12 protein-coding genes are annotated in these 14,791 nt (G+C 71.1%); 4 read left to right on the forward strand and 8 right to left on the reverse strand.

Annotated features, from left to right (window positions below; all coding sequences use genetic code 11):
• The first annotated feature begins 43 nt into the window (after positions 1–43).
• A complete protein-coding gene (locus tag WME89_RS46145) occupies positions 44–718 on the forward strand; it encodes a TetR/AcrR family transcriptional regulator (RefSeq protein ID WP_438005911.1) in 675 nt (224 codons plus the stop codon).
• A 78-nt stretch (positions 719–796) separates the two neighbouring features.
• On the opposite strand, the gene WME89_RS46150 is transcribed toward WME89_RS46145, so the two are convergent.
• The gene (locus WME89_RS46150; RefSeq protein WP_438005912.1) at positions 797–3,097 is read right to left on the reverse strand and encodes a helicase-related protein; all 2,301 of its coding nucleotides are present in this window, start codon (positions 3,095–3,097) and stop codon (positions 797–799) included.
• 344 nt (positions 3,098–3,441) lie between these two features.
• Here WME89_RS46150 and WME89_RS46155 point away from each other — a divergent pair, with 344 nt between their 5' ends.
• On the forward strand, positions 3,442–5,283 hold the full coding sequence (locus tag WME89_RS46155; RefSeq protein WP_438005913.1) for a protein kinase domain-containing protein: 1,842 nt from the start codon (positions 3,442–3,444) through the stop codon (positions 5,281–5,283).
• Between the two features lie 41 nt (positions 5,284–5,324).
• Here the strand turns inward: WME89_RS46155 and WME89_RS46160 are convergent, their stop codons facing one another.
• From WME89_RS46160 to WME89_RS46170, 3 genes are all read right to left on the reverse strand, one after another.
• Positions 5,325–5,864 (reverse strand): histidine phosphatase family protein, encoded by a 540-nt coding sequence (locus WME89_RS46160; protein WP_438005914.1) that lies wholly within the window; start codon positions 5,862–5,864, stop codon positions 5,325–5,327.
• A complete protein-coding gene (locus WME89_RS46165; RefSeq protein WP_438005915.1) occupies positions 5,861–6,037 on the reverse strand; it encodes a hypothetical protein in 177 nt (58 codons plus the stop codon). The genes WME89_RS46160 and WME89_RS46165 overlap by 4 nt, the downstream gene beginning before the upstream one ends.
• A 206-nt stretch (positions 6,038–6,243) precedes the next feature.
• The gene (locus WME89_RS46170; protein WP_438005916.1) at positions 6,244–6,903 is read right to left on the reverse strand and encodes a hypothetical protein; all 660 of its coding nucleotides are present in this window, start codon (positions 6,901–6,903) and stop codon (positions 6,244–6,246) included.
• A 370-nt stretch (positions 6,904–7,273) separates the two neighbouring features.
• Here WME89_RS46170 and WME89_RS46175 point away from each other — a divergent pair, with 370 nt between their 5' ends.
• Entirely contained in the window at positions 7,274–7,585 is a 312-nt protein-coding gene (locus WME89_RS46175) for an ATP-binding protein (protein WP_438005917.1), read from the forward strand.
• 359 nt (positions 7,586–7,944) lie between these two features.
• On the forward strand, positions 7,945–8,973 hold the full coding sequence (locus tag WME89_RS46180) for a sialate O-acetylesterase (RefSeq protein ID WP_438005918.1): 1,029 nt from the start codon (positions 7,945–7,947) through the stop codon (positions 8,971–8,973).
• A 243-nt stretch (positions 8,974–9,216) separates the two neighbouring features.
• Here the strand turns inward: WME89_RS46180 and WME89_RS46185 are convergent, their stop codons facing one another.
• From WME89_RS46185 to WME89_RS46200, 4 genes are all read right to left on the reverse strand, one after another.
• Positions 9,217–10,233: an aldo/keto reductase gene (locus WME89_RS46185; RefSeq protein ID WP_438005919.1), complete on the reverse strand. Its 1,017-nt coding sequence runs from the start codon at positions 10,231–10,233 to the stop codon at positions 9,217–9,219.
• A gap of 206 nt (positions 10,234–10,439) precedes the next feature.
• The gene (locus WME89_RS46190) at positions 10,440–11,849 is read right to left on the reverse strand and encodes a DUF1552 domain-containing protein (RefSeq protein WP_438005920.1); all 1,410 of its coding nucleotides are present in this window, start codon (positions 11,847–11,849) and stop codon (positions 10,440–10,442) included.
• Complete coding sequence (locus WME89_RS46195; protein ID WP_438005921.1) at positions 11,846–13,546, reverse strand: DUF1592 domain-containing protein; 1,701 nt, start codon at positions 13,544–13,546, stop codon at positions 11,846–11,848. The genes WME89_RS46190 and WME89_RS46195 overlap by 4 nt, the downstream gene beginning before the upstream one ends.
• Positions 13,547–13,810: 264 nt before the next feature.
• The gene (locus WME89_RS46200; protein ID WP_438005922.1) at positions 13,811–14,644 is read right to left on the reverse strand and encodes a BPTI/Kunitz domain-containing protein; all 834 of its coding nucleotides are present in this window, start codon (positions 14,642–14,644) and stop codon (positions 13,811–13,813) included.
• Positions 14,645–14,791 lie beyond the last annotated feature (147 nt).

The following is a 14,791-nucleotide window of genomic DNA, read 5'->3' on the forward strand; positions in this document are numbered from 1 at the left end:
GAGCCGCCAGTCTGGGCCATCCGGCGGACCGCGGAGACTCGCGTTGGGAAGACAGACGACGAAGCGACCACAGACGCCGCGCAAAGAGCCTCGCCAGGCGCGCTCGCGCTTCCTCGTCGAGACCATCGTCGAGGCCGCAGCTCGCGTTTTCGACGAGCATGGCTACGACGGGGCGAACACGAACCGGATCGCCAGGATCGCGGGCGTGAGCGTCGGGTCGGTGTACCAGTACTTCCCGAACAAGGACGCCCTCGTCACCGCGCTGCACGAGCGCCACGTGCGGCAGATGCTCCGGCTCCTCGAGCAGGTCGGCGCGGTGGACGGCGGCGCCTCGCTGAGGGAGGCGACGGAGGTGCTCGTCGCCAGGGGCCTCGAGGTCCATCGAACGGAGCCGCGGCTACAGCGGCTCCTCCACGCCGACCTCCCGACGCTGGAGCAACGGCGCGCGCTGAGCGCCGCGAGCCAGGCGGTCTTCGACAGCACGCGGCAGCTCCTGTCGCGCCACAGCGCGGAGATCGCGCAGCCGGATCTCGAGCTCGCCACCTACGTGGTCCTGCGCATGTTCGAGGAGCTCGTCCACGCAGCGGCCCTCGATCCGCCTCCGGGCGTCGAGGAGGGCGGCCTCCGGCGGGCGATCTCGGACGCGCTCATCGGCTATCTCACCGTCGCCGCGCCGCGGACGCCGGCGGGGAGCCCCCCGGAGCCGGCCTATCCGTAGCTCAGCTCCCCCACAGGCGACCGGGAGGCCTCTTCACCGGGCGCGCGCCGCTCGCCGTGCCAGAGAGCCCCTCCTCGCCTACCCGAGCAGCGACGCGGCCACCTGCGGCGCCTCCCGCGCCGGGCACCCCATCCAGCTCGAGAGCCGCGCCGCCGGCTCGCCGCTCACGAGCGCCCGGTGGACGCGCTCGGCCACGTCGGCGCGGATCGCTCGCGTGCCGAACACCGGATAGCCGATCGCCGCGTACGCCCTCGGGTCCACGCCGCGCGCGACGGGCACCGACACGGCGCCGGGCGCCGGGCACGCGGGCACGCGGCCGCGGTCGAACCAGGCCGCGCACAGCGCGAGCCGGCGCTCCAGCGCGCCGCGCCGGAGCAGCTGCTGCACGTAGATCACGCGCTCGCCCACCTCGATGCCGTGCGCCTTGAGCAGCGCGCGGTCCTCCGGCGCGAGCTCCGCGACCTGCTCCCAGGCCTCGCGCGCCGCCGCCGTCCCGAGCCCCTGCTCGAGCTGGTAGACGATGCCGCGCGCGGCCCCGGGGAGCGCGCGCACCGCCGGCGACCGCAGCGGCCCGAGCAGCTCCTCGACGAGGTCGCGCGCGAACGCCACCAGCCGCCGCAGGACCCGCGACCGCGCCCCCGGGCCGACGTCCTCGAGCGCCGCGAGCCGCACGTCGGGCAGGAGCAGCGCCGGGCCCCGCGCGAGCTGCCCGAGCAGCTGATCGCCGTCGTGGATCCGCCCCGCCGCGTCGACGGAGAAGCGCTCGTGCGGCGCCCCCACGATCGACTCGACCCACCGCGCCCGGTCGTCCTCGGGCGCGGGCGCCGCCGGCCCCGGCGCGAGCAGGGCCCGCAGCGCCGCGATGCGCGCGAACGGGTGCCCCTCGGGCACGCTCACCGGCTCCTCCGCCTCGGCCCGGCGCGGCGCGGGGCGCGCGCCCGAAGACCGAGCGCCCCGCGCCGCGCCGCCGCCCCGCTCGACGAAGCGCTGCACCAGCCGCTCGTGGAGCGCGTCGCTCAGGCGGTCCTCGATCGCGCGCGTGCGGTCCTGCCACGCGGCCGCGTCGCGGACCCAGCGCGCGTGGTTCGAGATGTAGGTCCACGTCCGGATCGACGCGATCCGCGTGATCAGCGTGTCGATGTCGCCGCCCACGTCGTCGATCTCGGCCACCCGGGCGGCCATCCAGTCCGTGTCGAGGGCCGCCTTCGGGCCCGAGAGCTGCCCGTAGACCTCGGCGAGGAGCGCGACGTGCGACTCGAACAGGAGCTTGCGGAAGTCGGGGATGCGGCAGACGTCCCAGAGCAGCCCCACCGCCGCTTCACCCCGCGCGCGGGCGCGGATCTCCGGGTCCTCGGCGAGCCGCGCCAGGGCGGCGGTGTCCTCGGCGTCGCGGACGAGCTTCAGGCTGCGGACGCGTGGCGGCTCCCGCAGCGACGCGAGGAGCGCGTCGATCGAGCTCCGATCGAGCTCGCTGCTCCGCCAGAGCAGCCGCCGCAGCGGGGGGAAGCGGTGCGCCTCGATCGCCGCGGCGATGCCGTCGGGGAGCGCCAGCGGGGCGACCGTGCCGAAGGTCCCGTCCGTGAGGTGCCTGCCCGCGCGGCCGGCGATCTGCGCGAGCTCGGCGGGGTCGAGGTCGCGCACGTCGCGCCCGTCGAACTTGCGCAGCGCCGCGAACGCGACGTGGCGCACGTCGAGGTTGAGCCCCATGCCGATCGCGTCGGTGGCGACGAGGTAGTCGACCTCGCCCGACTGGAACATCGCGACCTGCGCGTTGCGCGTGCGCGGCGAGAGCGCGCCGAGCACGACCGCCGCGCCGCCCCGCTGCGCGCGCAGCCGCTCGGCGATCTCGTAGACCTGCGGGGTCGAGAAGGCGACGACGGCGCTGCGGGGCGGCAGCCGCGAGAGCTTGCCGGTGCCGGCGCTCGCGAGGCGCGAGAGCCGCGGGTGCTGGACGAGCTTCGCGGTCGGCACGAGCTCGGACATGAGGGGTCGCATCGTGTCGGCGCCGAGGAACCATGTCTCGCGCCGCCCGCGCGAGAGGAGCAGCCGCTCGGTGAACACGTGGCCGCGCTGGTCGTGCCCCGCGAGCTGGATCTCGTCGATGGCGAGGAAGTCGACCTCCAGGTCGATCGGCATCGCCTCGACGGTGCACACCCAGTAGTCCGGCCGCCGCGGGACGCGCTTCTCCTCGCCGGTCACGAGCGCGACGCGGGCCTCGCCGACCCGGGTGGTCACCCGGTCGTAGACCTCGCGCGCGAGCAGCCGCAGGGGCAGGCCGATCATGCCCGAGTCGTGCGAGAGCATGCGCTCGATGGCGCGGTGGGTCTTGCCGGTGTTGGTCGGGCCCAGGACGGCGGTGATCGCAGAGGCGTCGGCCATGCCGCGCGCAGCTTAGTACCGGATCCAGCAAAGACTCCCCGGCGCGGCGGGAAGCGCGCGCTCGGCGCCTTGCGGCTGGACGGGCTCGTCCGTTGCCTTGCCGCGGCGGGGTGTGCACGGGAGCTCCGGGCGCGCGCGGGGGGCACGGAGGACGCGGAGGGCGGAGGAGCGGAGCAGAAGATGCGACAGCGGACCGCTCGCGCTCGGCCTTCGTCGCGTCACCGCGGCCGTGGCATGATGAGGCGAGATGCCTGTGGTTGTAAGAACCGCGACACTGGGCCCCGCCTCTGCTAGACCCCGGAGGCCCGGACGCAAGGACGCTGGGACGCGGAAGGCTCGATCGCATGCTGTCGCTTGAGGCCGGGAGCGTCGTGGGTGGCAAGTATCGCCTGGAGCGGCCGCTGGCGGGCGGCGCCATGGGCTTCCTCTGGGTAGCCCGGCACCTCCAGCTGGAGGTCGAGGTCGCGATCAAGTTCATGATGCCGCAGCACGCCGACTCCCCGGTCGCGCGGGCGCGGTTCGAGCGCGAGGCGAAGGCGTCTGCCCAGCTCCGGACGCCCAACGTGGTCCACGTCTACGACTACGGGCTCGAGGGCGACACGCCCTACCTCGCGATGGAGCTCCTCGAGGGCGAGGACCTCGCGGCGTACCTCAAGCGCCGCGGCCGCCTCGAGCCGGCCGAGACGCTGGGCATCATCGGCCAGGTGTGCAAGGCGCTCCGTCGCGCGCACGAGGTGGGGCTCATCCACCGCGACCTCAAGCCCGCGAACATCTTCATCGCGCGCCAGGGCGAGGAGATCGTCAAGATCCTCGACTTCGGCGTCGCCAAGTCGACCGGCACCGCGCTGGTCGCCGACGCGACGAAGACGGGCACGCTCATCGGCTCGCCGCACTACATGAGCCCCGAGCAGGTGCGCCGGAGCAAGACGATCGACTACCGCAGCGATCTCTGGTCGCTCGGCGTGATCATCTTCCAGTGCATCACCGGCCAGCTGCCCTTCCCGGGCGAGGAGCTCGGCGACGTGCTCGTGGAGATCTGCACGGGAGACATCCCGGTCCCGTCGCAGCTCGCGCCGGATCTCTGGCCCGAGCTGGATCAGTTCCTCGAGCGCGCGCTCAAGCGCGAGCCCGCGGAGCGGTTCCAGAGCGCGAGCGAGCTCGCCCGGGCGTTCGCCGCGGCGGTGCAGCGCACGCCGCTCCCGGAGCCGCGCGGCGCGATGGACTCCTCGGTCGCGATGGCCCAGGCCGGCGCGATGGCCCAGGGCGGCGCGCTGGCCCAGGCCGGCGCGATGCACCACGGCAGCGCGCCGGGCTTGGGCGGCGCGCGGGCGGCCCACGGCAGCGCGCCGGGCTTGGATGGCGCGATGGCGGCCCACGGCAGCGCGCCGGGCTTGGGTGGCGCGATGGCGGCCCACGGCAGCGCGCCGGGCTTGGGTGGCGCGATGGCGGCCCACGGCAGCGCGCCGGGCTCGGGTGGCGCGATGGCGGCCCACGGCAGCGCGCCAGGCTCGGGCGCGCCCGCCCACGGCAGCGCGCCGGGCTCGGATGGCGCGCCAGCGGCTCAGGGCAGCGCGCCGGTCTTCCGGGGCGGCACCGTGGCCCTGGATGACGCGCCGGCCGCCGGGGGCACGGTGGTCGCAGGCGGGACGGTGGTCGCAGGCCGCATGTCGATCCCGGGCCCGGGCGGAGTCCATGGCCCGGGCGGCACGCTCGCGGCAGGTGGCACGCTGGAGGCCGTGGGAGGCGCCCTGCCCCCGCAAGCGGACCGTCGCTCCTCGGCCCGGGCGCTCATCGCGGTGGTCGCCGGCGCGCTGACGCTCGGGGCGGGCGTCGCCGCCGTCGTCCTGCTTCGTTCGCCGGTACCGGAAGCGCCCGCCGCGCCGGCGGCGATGCCTTCGCCCGGCGCCCCGGAGTCCGCTCCGTCGCCCTCGCCCGTCCCGCAGGACCCCGCTCCGCCGCCCTCGCCGGCCGCCCAGGAGCCCGCTCCGCCGCCCGCGAGCGCCCTCCCCGCCGCTTCCTCGTCCGCCGCCGCCGGTGCAGCCACGCCCCCGGCAGCGCCCTCCACAGGCGCCGCGCGGGGCGCGTCGAGGCCGGCGCGCCCCCCGGCGCCTCCCCCGCCCCGGCGGGCCTCTCCGGCGCCCTCCAACAAGGGCCCTTCCGAGCGGGATCCGACCTTCGGCTTCTGAGCCATGAATTCTGAGCCATGAGGGCGGCTCAGGTCACCCGCTCAGGTCACCTGATCGAGAACCTCGAGCAGCTCCAGCTCCGGCAGCCCCAGAACCACCAGGGAGGGGCACGCGAGCCGCCGCCAGAGCTTGAACCCATCGACGCGGTTATGCGCCGCGACCATCAGCGCAATCACCGTACCGTGCGTCACGGCCACGAGGTGGTGGTCCTCCGGGGTGTCGGCGAGAGCCGCCGCTAGCGCCGCGCGGAAGCGCTCGAGAGCGCCGGCGCCGCACTCCTCCCCGAGCACACGCCGCGCCGGGTCGGCGAAGATCGGGGCGTTGAGTAAAGCGTGCTCGGCCGCGGAGAGCAGCGGCAGCGCGGGGCGGTCGAACTCCTCGAGCCCGGCTTGCCGAGCGACCGGCAGGGAGAGCTCCTCCGCGACGATCTCCGCCGTGCGGAGCGCCTTGGGTTCTCGGCTGCACACCAGCCTGAACGGCTGGAAATCGAGCAACTTGCGGGCGAGCCGCCGGGACTGAGCCTCACCCTCGGGCGCGAGCCGCCAGTGCCGCGCCGGAACTGCCGCGTCGAGCGCATTCACGACGGCTCGCGCTCCAGGTTCTCGCTCAGCTTACGCAGTCCGTCGCGCGCTCGGCCGCGCATCACGCGGCGCAGGAGTGGGACCACAAGCCAGCGAAACCACCACCGCTGATTGCGGCTGATCATGCGCCACTCGACGCGCGTCTCGTCGTCGGAGAGCGGCGCGAAGTCCACGCTCATGGGGCACCTGACACGGACATCGTTGAGCGCTCGCCAGACGCCCCTCTGGGGTCGGCCTAGGTGTTCGTGCCTTAGAACGCCATCGCGGCCTCGCCCTTGGTGCTGATCATCCGGCCGGTGCGATTGTTGGTCCGCGTTTTCACGCCCTTCGCGAGCTGCCCCCCGGGTCGACGTCGGGTGCCGGCCGCCGGAGCGGCCGCTCAGCACGGGATCTCGACGCACTCCCACAGGGCAGCCCCCGTGGGCTGGAGCTCGCAGGTGCAGCTCCAGGGCGGGGAGCATCGAGCGCAGACCTGCCCAAGGAACTGTTCGCAGCGCTGGCCGTCGAGCAGCGAGGGATCGGCCGGGCACTCGAACGGCGGGCAGACGTCGGGCGCCTGGCACGACCACGCGCCGTTCGTGCACCGGCAGATCGGCCCACAGGTCTCGTAGCCGCAGACCAGGCCCTCGGTGTCGCAGCAGCCGCCCTCGGGTGGGGGGGATTTCGGCGGGTGCACGTCGTTCTGCTGACCGGTCTGGGACGAGGAGCAGAGCGTGTCCGTGCCGCTGCACACGCACGACATCGCTGTGCTCTTGCACTGCAAGCTCGGCGAACACTCGGCTCCCGGCGGTTCGGAGAAGGGAATGCAGCTGCCGCCGGCCCCAGCTCCGCCGACCCCAGCGCCCGCAGCCCCCGTACCTTCGGTGCCCGCGCCGCCGGCCTCTGTGCTGCCGGTGCTCGCGCCGCCGGCGCCGCTCCCGCTCGAGCCCACGGTCTGCGAGGAGCCCTCGGGGCCTTCGATCGGCCCGCCGCACGCTGCGATGACCGCAGCGGCCGCGGGGATCAGGGCTGCGGCGAGGAAGCAGCGTGCGTGACCCATGTCGCCCACGTTACCACCGGGGGCGAGGGCTAGGCATCATGGGAACGTGTCGTCCGCAACGGCGCCGGGCAGATCAGTCGGCCGATCGCCTCGTGAACGACTCGATCCGTCACCTCGTCCCCGAGGGCGACGGCGCGGCTCCGGGTGCCGCAGTCCCGCAAACGCCTATTCGTTGGGCCAAACCACGAGGTCCCGGCGGCGGAGCAAGACGAAGTGATTGAAATGGTTCATATTTCTGCTCTGCGCTCCCCGGCACCAGGGAAGAAGCCCAAGGGACGAGTTTGCAGTGGCGAACCGGCGCGATCCGCGGGCGCGGGATCCGCCGGCATTCCGGGGAGGCGTGACGACGGATCGCACCCGTTCGGAGGGCATGGACCCAACCCGGGCCCAGCCGGCGAGGCTCGGGCCTGGAACTCTCGCGTCGGCCGATCCGTTACCCCGGGCCGCCTTGGTTGCCGACCTCAGCAAGAGGCACGAGAGCCGCTCCGTCGTGATCACGACCAATCTCTCCTACAAGCAGTGGGGTACGGTGTTTGGAGATGCGCCGTGCCTCGGGGCGCTGGTCGACCGCTTCGCCCAGCAGTGCCACGTCCTCGACATCGACGCCGACTCATGGCGCGACAAGGAGCGGCTGGAGACGAAATGCCGCGCACCCAGGCCGCGGCGGACTCCGAGAGGCTAGCCAATTTCGCGACGCAGCGCGGCTGCCTCGTGATGGGTCCCCTGCGTTGCCTACGCGACGCGTCCATTTCAAATTTCCGCGGTCCAGTACCATAAAACCGCTTCGCTTCAAAAGGATCGGTCGGCGCTTGAGGCGCAGGAAGAACGAACGCCGTCGACGATGAAATGGTCCAGTGTCACGGTCTTCTCCTTGTGTTGTCCTAGAGCCGAATCCTGGAAGCCAAGCTCCCAAGATGCGATAGGCTAGGCCCCGGCGCTTAGCTCTTTGCGGGCGAGGTTCGCCGCACCGGCATCGCGACGCCGGCCTACTAATTCCGCCATTCTCTTCAAGATCGCGCCCCGGCGCGACGAGGTAACACCATGACCGAGATGAACCGCACCATCCGAGGCACGCCTAGATTCCTGCTCCTCCCATTTCTCTTCATCATCGCTGCGTCCGGTTGTGGCGAGTCCGCCTCGTCCGGCGCGACCGGTGAGAACGACAACACCGGAGGGGCCAGTTCGGGAACCGGAGGCGCCTCGACGGGTGGCACGAGCGCTGGAACCGGAGGCGCCGCGACAGGCAGCACGAGCGCGGGGACCGGAGGCGCCGCGACAGGCAGCACGAACGCTGGAACTGGAGGTGGCGCCACGGGAGGGACCGGATCGGGTAGCAGCGGGGCAGGCACCGGTGGCGCGCCTAGCTCAGGTCCGACGTTTCACATCTTCATGCTCATGGGCCAGTCGAATATGGCTGGTGTCGCAGACAAACAGGACAGTGACCAAAATTCTGACGAGCGGCTCAAGGTCCTCGGCGGATGCAATCAGCCGGCCGGACAGTGGAACTTGGCCAACCCGCCGCTCAGTGATTGCCCCGGTGAAAAAGGATGGAACCTGTCGACCTCCGTCGACCCGGGCATATGGTTCGGCAAGACCCTGCTCGGAAAGCTGGCTGAGGGGGATACGATCGGGTTGGTCGCTACTGCTGAGAGCGGTGAGTCGATCAACACGTTCATCTCTGGTGGCACACATCATCAGATGATCTTGAACAAGATCGCCAAAGCGAAGATGGCTGAGAATGCGCGCTTCGCTGGCATTATCTTCCACCAGGGTGAATCCGACAGCGGCCAGAGCTCATGGCCCGGCAAGGTCGTTCAGCTCTATAACGAGGTGAAAGAAGCCTGGGGGGCCGACTATGACGTTCCCTTCATTCTTGGAGAGCTCCCCGCGGGCGGATGTTGCGGCGGTCATAACAACCTCGTGCACCAGGCGGCCGACATGTTGCCTGAGGGATACTGGATCACTCAGCAGGGGACCAACGTCATGGATCAGTACCACTTCGATCATGCGTCCGTTGTTCTCATGGGCACGCGTTATGGTGAGAAGATGATCGAAGCTTTGGGGTGGTAACAAGGCGGCTCGCGGCGGGTGTCCGCGCACCGAGGCCGCTCGGCTCCCCTGGACTCGAGCGGCCTTTGATGATGTCGGCCGTGGGGATCGCGGGCTGAGAATTCCTCATTCGTTCGCGTTGTCAGCGGAAATCGGTCCCAGGAGAACACGCTCTCCGGGGGCCAGGCGACTCGGCGAGGCCTCTCGCGCAACCAGGGAAGGAGACCTGACCTCGGCGACATGGGGACCAGCCCCCCGCGCCGATCAGACCTCGGCGGTCGTCAGCCAGTGGGGATTCTTGGTCGTGCCGTCGAAGCGCTCCGAGGTCTTGAACTGCTCGTGCTTCCCGGTGGCCCCGAGCTCGGCGGTGCGCGCGAGGATCGCGGAGACGCGCTCGCTGCTGAGCGGCTGGAACGTGTACGCCGCCTTGAGCGCCTGCTTGAGGACACCCATCGTGTCGCAGCCGGTGATGACCACCGATGTCGGCAGGCTCATGGGGTAATGCAGGCAGTCGATCGGCGAGACGACGCCCGTCTTCGCGATCTCCCCGCTGGCGAACGGCTTCATCCCGAGCACCCCGATGCCCCGCTCGGTCAGCACCGGGAGGACCTTCTTCTCGAAGCTGCGGTAATGAGGATCCATCACGTTGAGCGGCATCTGCACGGCGTCGAGCGGGATCCCCTGGCGCTCGGCCATCTGCAGCATGGCCAGGTGGATGTCAGGGTCCTTGTGCCCGGTGAAGCCGATGAACCGGATCTTGCCGGCTTTCTTCGCGGCGACCAGCGCCTCCATGGCGCCGCCGGGCCCGTAGATCTGCTCGGGATCGCTCATCCGGATGATCTCGTGCATCTGCACGAGATCGATGACGTCGGTGCGCAGCCGGCGGAGCGACTGCTCGAGCTGCGCCTCCGCGGAGGCGCGCGTGCGGCCGTCGAGCTTGGTCATCAGGAAGGCCTTCTGGCGGTACCCTTCCTGGAGCGCCTTGCCCATCCGCTCCTCGCTCTTGCCGTCGTGGTAATCCCAGCAGTTGTCGAGGAAGTTGATGCCGTGATCGAGCGCGAAGCGGACGAGTCGAATGCTCTCCTGCTCGTCCTTCGGGACCGCCATGTGGTAGCCGCCGAGGCCGACGAGGCTGACGTTCACGCCGGTCCGCCCGAGGGGCCGTGTCGGCATCACCCCGCCGGCCGGCAGCTCGATGTCCTTCTCCCCCGGCGCGCCTGGCGCGGGCCCCTGGGGAGGCTCCTGGGAGCCCCCGCTCGCGGATGTGGCGTTTTGCCCCACCTGCGCGCCTCCTGCACACGCGCTGAGCGCGACGCCTGCACCCACAGCATGAAGGAACGTTCTTCGGGAAGGTTGCTTCGTCATAAAAGGGCAGCGCTCCTTTGAGGACGAGGCGGGATAGCAGGGGATGTGCCAGCAGCGCGGCGCTCCGGCGCGGCGCGCGATGGACCGTCGCGCCGGAGACCCCTGTCCGGGAGATCAGCGGCTCATGCCTTGAGCTGGTCGAACTCGCCGGGCTCGCCGAAGGCGCCGAAGTTCGTGATCGGCCCCCCGCCCTCCTCGGTGCAGCCGACGGCGTTCGCGAGCGTCGTGAGCAGCTTGTTGTGGGGCGCGTCCTCGTCCTGCACGGTGTTCGACTGCCGCGTCACCTTGATGTACTGCCCCGTCTTGAGGTAGCCGCCGCAGCTCCCCGCGATGATGTACGGCAGGTCGCGGAAGTCGTGGACCTTGCCGTTGGAGAGCTCGTTCATGAACACGACAGCGCTGTTGTCGAGCACGGACGTCCCGCCCTCGTCGTAGCCCGCGAGCCGGTCGAGCAGATAGCCATACTCGCCGATGAACCAGCGATCGATGTTGAAGAGCATCTCCTCGTAGCCGTCCACGGCGCTCCCGGAGTCGTCGTCCTTCGTGTTCCCGTGAGACAGCTTGTGGTGGTTGTACTCGTGGCTCATCCCGTCCCACTTGAAGATGGGCCCGTGCGCGCCCGAGCCCCACTGCAGCGTCGCCGACCGCGTCGCGCCGGTCGCGATCGCCAGCGCGAGGATGTCCATCTGCATGCGGCCGATCTTCTTGAACTCGGCGTCGAACGACACCGTGTCCGGGTTGATCCCCTCGATCTCCGTCACCCGCTCCGGCGGGAGCTCGCGCGGGATGACCCCCGCGTTGTCCATGCCCACCTCGAGGTCGCGCACGGTCTGGAAGTGCATCTCGAGCTTCTCGCGATCGGCCTTGCTGAGCTTCTTCTTGAGCAGGCCCTCGTACTCGGCCCCGACCAGGTCGAGCACGCTCTGGCGGCGCTTCGTCAGCCGCACGAGCGCCTCCTCGTCGAGGTTCGTCACGCCGATCAGGTCCTGGTACGCGAGCCACGGGTTGTTCTCGCCGGAGACGGGCTGCTCGCTGCCGCTGTAGGAGATGTGCCCGCGCACGTTCGGCGTCTTCGCGCCGACCATCAGCGTGAGCGCGGGCGTGCCCGGCGGGTTGACCTTGTTCGCGATGAACTGATCGAGCGAGATCCCCGCGGCGTACTGGCTGCCCTGGACGAGCGGCTGCGCCGTGAGCTTGCAGCCCATCCCCTTCGCGTGATCGTCGCCCGCGCTGGGGTCCCACCCGAAGCCGCGCGGCGCCATGTGAATGCCCCGCGGGATCAGGAGCCTGTCCCGGTGCCCGGCGAGGGGCGCTATCGCCCGCTCGGCCCCGAACGACGCGGCCGTCAGCGCGCCGTACTGCGTGCCCGGGAAGAACCGGTCCATGTTCACGCCGTTGCACATGAAGAAGGCGATGAACCGGCGCGTCGCGCTCGCCGGATCCGCCTTGGCGTCGCGCGGCTCGAGCGACTCGAGGAACGGGAGACCGAGCATCACCCCGCACGCGCCCCGCAAGAACGTTCTGCGCTTCATTGCTCCACCTCTTCCACCGCTCGATACCTGAACGTCCTCGTCTGCGTGAGCGCGACGAGCAGCTCCTTGATGTTGTATCCGCCCCCGGCGAGCTTCGCGTCGAGGTCCTCGATCGTGCACGCGTCCTCGCGCGAGAGCTGGCGGGCGTTGCCGTAACGGTACCAGTTCGTCAGATAGCACCGCTCTGCGACAGGGCTCTCCGCGAGCTGCTTCACGAGATCGATGGCGCCGTCGAAGCGGAGCTCGGTCTCCCCGACCTGCATCGTGCCGGTCGCGTCGATCGGCTCGCCGTCCTCGTCGGCGCGGTACCGGCCGACAGCGTCGAAGTGCTCGAACGCGAAGCCCGGCGGGTTGATCATGCCGTGGCAATCGCTGCACGCCTTCGGGGACGTGTGCGCCTCCACCTGGTCGCGCGTCGTCCTGATCTCGCCCTGGATGGGCGGCAGCTCCGTGTTGATGTTCGCCGGCGGGTCCGGGAGGTCCGCGCAGAGGATCTGGCGCTGGATGAACACGCCGCGGTGGATCGGCGAGGTCTTGTTGAAGAACGCGTGCGAGCTCAGGAAGCCGGCCTGCGTGAGGAGCCCCGCGCGCTCGCCCGGGTCGAGCGGCGTCTCGACGAGCTCGCTCGTGAACGACCCCTCCACGCCGTAGATCGGGGCGAGCTTGTCGTTCACGAACCCGACGGGCGCGGTCATCAGCGTCCGGTAGTCGCCCTCCATCTCGAGGACGACGTGCCGGATGAACTCCTGCGTCTCGGCCAGCATCGCCGAGGAGACGCTGGCGTCGAAGCCCTCGTAGAGCGCGGGATCCTTCGAGAGATCCGCGTAGCCGCTCATGTGGAGCCACTGGCGGTGGAAGTCGTCGAGCGCGCTCACCGCCTTGACGTCGGCGAGCATGCGCCGCGCCTCGGCCTCGATCCCCTCGGGCGTGCCCAGCGCGCCGCCCTCCGCCGCCGCGAGGAGCGCGTCGTCAGGCAGGCTGTTCCAGAGCAGGTACGAGAGCCGGGTCGCTACCTCGTAGCCGTCGAGCGGGATGACCTGCTCGCCGTCGAGCTCCTCGCTGAGCTCGACGCGGTAGAGGAAATGCGGCGACTGGAGCATCACCTCGAGGACGTGGCGGACGCCCTGCTCGAACGGCGTGCCCGACTCGAAGAGGCCGTTGCCTCGGGCGTAGGCGGCGACATAGGCCTCCTCCTGCTCCGCCGAGAGCGGCCTCCTGTAAACGCGCTTGCCGAGCGCCTTGATGAGCTGGCGCGCGCACGCGGCGCCGTCGCCTTCCGGGGCGCAGGGCACGATCTTGCCGAGCACGGCCTGGTCGGCGACGGCGTCTGCCGCGATCGTCTCCGCGGCGCGGCGGTAATCGCGGGCGAGGCGGTCGGAGACGGTGAGCGCCCTGGCGTTGTTCGTGAACCCCTCGAACGCCGGGTCCGCGAGGAACGCCGCCGAGGCCTTCATGTCCTTGCCGAGGAGATCCCGGATCGTGTTGTCGTACTGCGCGTGCGTGAGCCGCGTCAGGCGCGGCATCGGGCCGGGCGCGGTGGCGCCGGGCGCGCACTGGACGTCGGTGCCGGGACCGGGACCGGGACCAGGACCGTCGCCCGAGCTCGATCCGCCCTGGTCTCCGTCTGTTCCCGAGCACGCGGCCGCGCTCGAGAGCGCGAGGGCCACGAGCAGCATCCTCGGGGTGCTTCGATTCACGGGCAGCTCCCTTCGCGAAGAGGTCGAAAAGAAAGAATGTACAAGCGCTTCAGCAACAGGCTATCGGCGACGAGCGCCGACCGTCAACGCGAGGCGAGCGCGCGCGGCGGCTTTTCTCGTCCGCGCCGGACTCGTTCGACCGCAGCGACAGCGCGCGCTGGTGACGCGCTGCGGACGGGGAGACGCCGTCTGTGTGTGCCGGGGAGAGCCTTGCTCACGGCTCGGGTGACAGCGCCTGATGGCGCATGCAGGCGACGCTGGCCTTCACGGCCCCGCGGACAGCTCGGGCCGACACCTGCCCTCCGAGCACACCGCCGTCATCCCGGGCGGAACCACGGGCGCGCAGGGAGGGCACGCGCCGAAGTCGTCGGGGCAGACCAGCCCTCGGATGTCCGCGCTCTGGTTGAGGGCGACGATGTCCATCCCGTCGCACCCCTCGCAGCACCCGAGGCCGTCGCGCAGGACGCACTCCGCGTCGTCCGAGCATTGCGTCAGCGGCGACTCGCGCACGTCGACGACGACGCAGCGCCCGCTTTCGCACGCGGCGGTGAAGTACTGGGAGGTGTGCTCGGTCGCGCCGACGTCCGGGCACGGTCCGCACGCGACACCCATGCACCCGGTGGACTCCCGGTAATCCTCGGCCGTGGCGCGGTGGACGGCGACGAACGCGCGGGCGTCCACAGGGTCGCAGGCGGCACAGCAGCCCGGCGAAACAAGGACGCAGTCGGCCGGCGCCTCGCAGGCATCCATGTCGGGGACGCCGCCCTGACAGGCGTCCTGGCACGCCGCGAGCGACTCGAACCGGTTCTCGTTGCCCCCGCAGCCGCCATACGTGAACGGCTTGCAGACGCCGGTGCTCGGGTCGTGCCAGTAGCTCGGGATCGCCGCGTCGCAGTCCCCGATTTCGCGCGGCAGCTTGCACCGGGCGGGCAATTCACCGCCGCCGGTGCCGCTGCCCGCGACCGGGCCGCTGCCGCTTCCCACCACCGAGCCGGTGCCGCTGCCCGGGACCGGGCCGCTGCCGCTTCCCACCACCGAGCCCGCGACCGGGCCGCCGCCGCCAGCGCCCCCGCCGCCCGCGCCACCCTCGTTGTCCACCCTCGCACCGCAGCCCGCTGCGAGCAGAAGGGAGGTAAGCAAGCCAAGACCGAGAGCCAAGCGCCGATGCATACGAGAGTGTTTGCAACCGCCGTGCCCTCGGCTGCCGGCGGACGGGGCCGCGGATCCTGCGGGGATCCTGGAGGT

Origin of the sequence: Sorangium sp. So ce321 (assembly GCF_051530195.1) — a bacterium.
GTDB lineage: Bacteria > Myxococcota_A > Polyangia > Polyangiales > Polyangiaceae > Sorangium.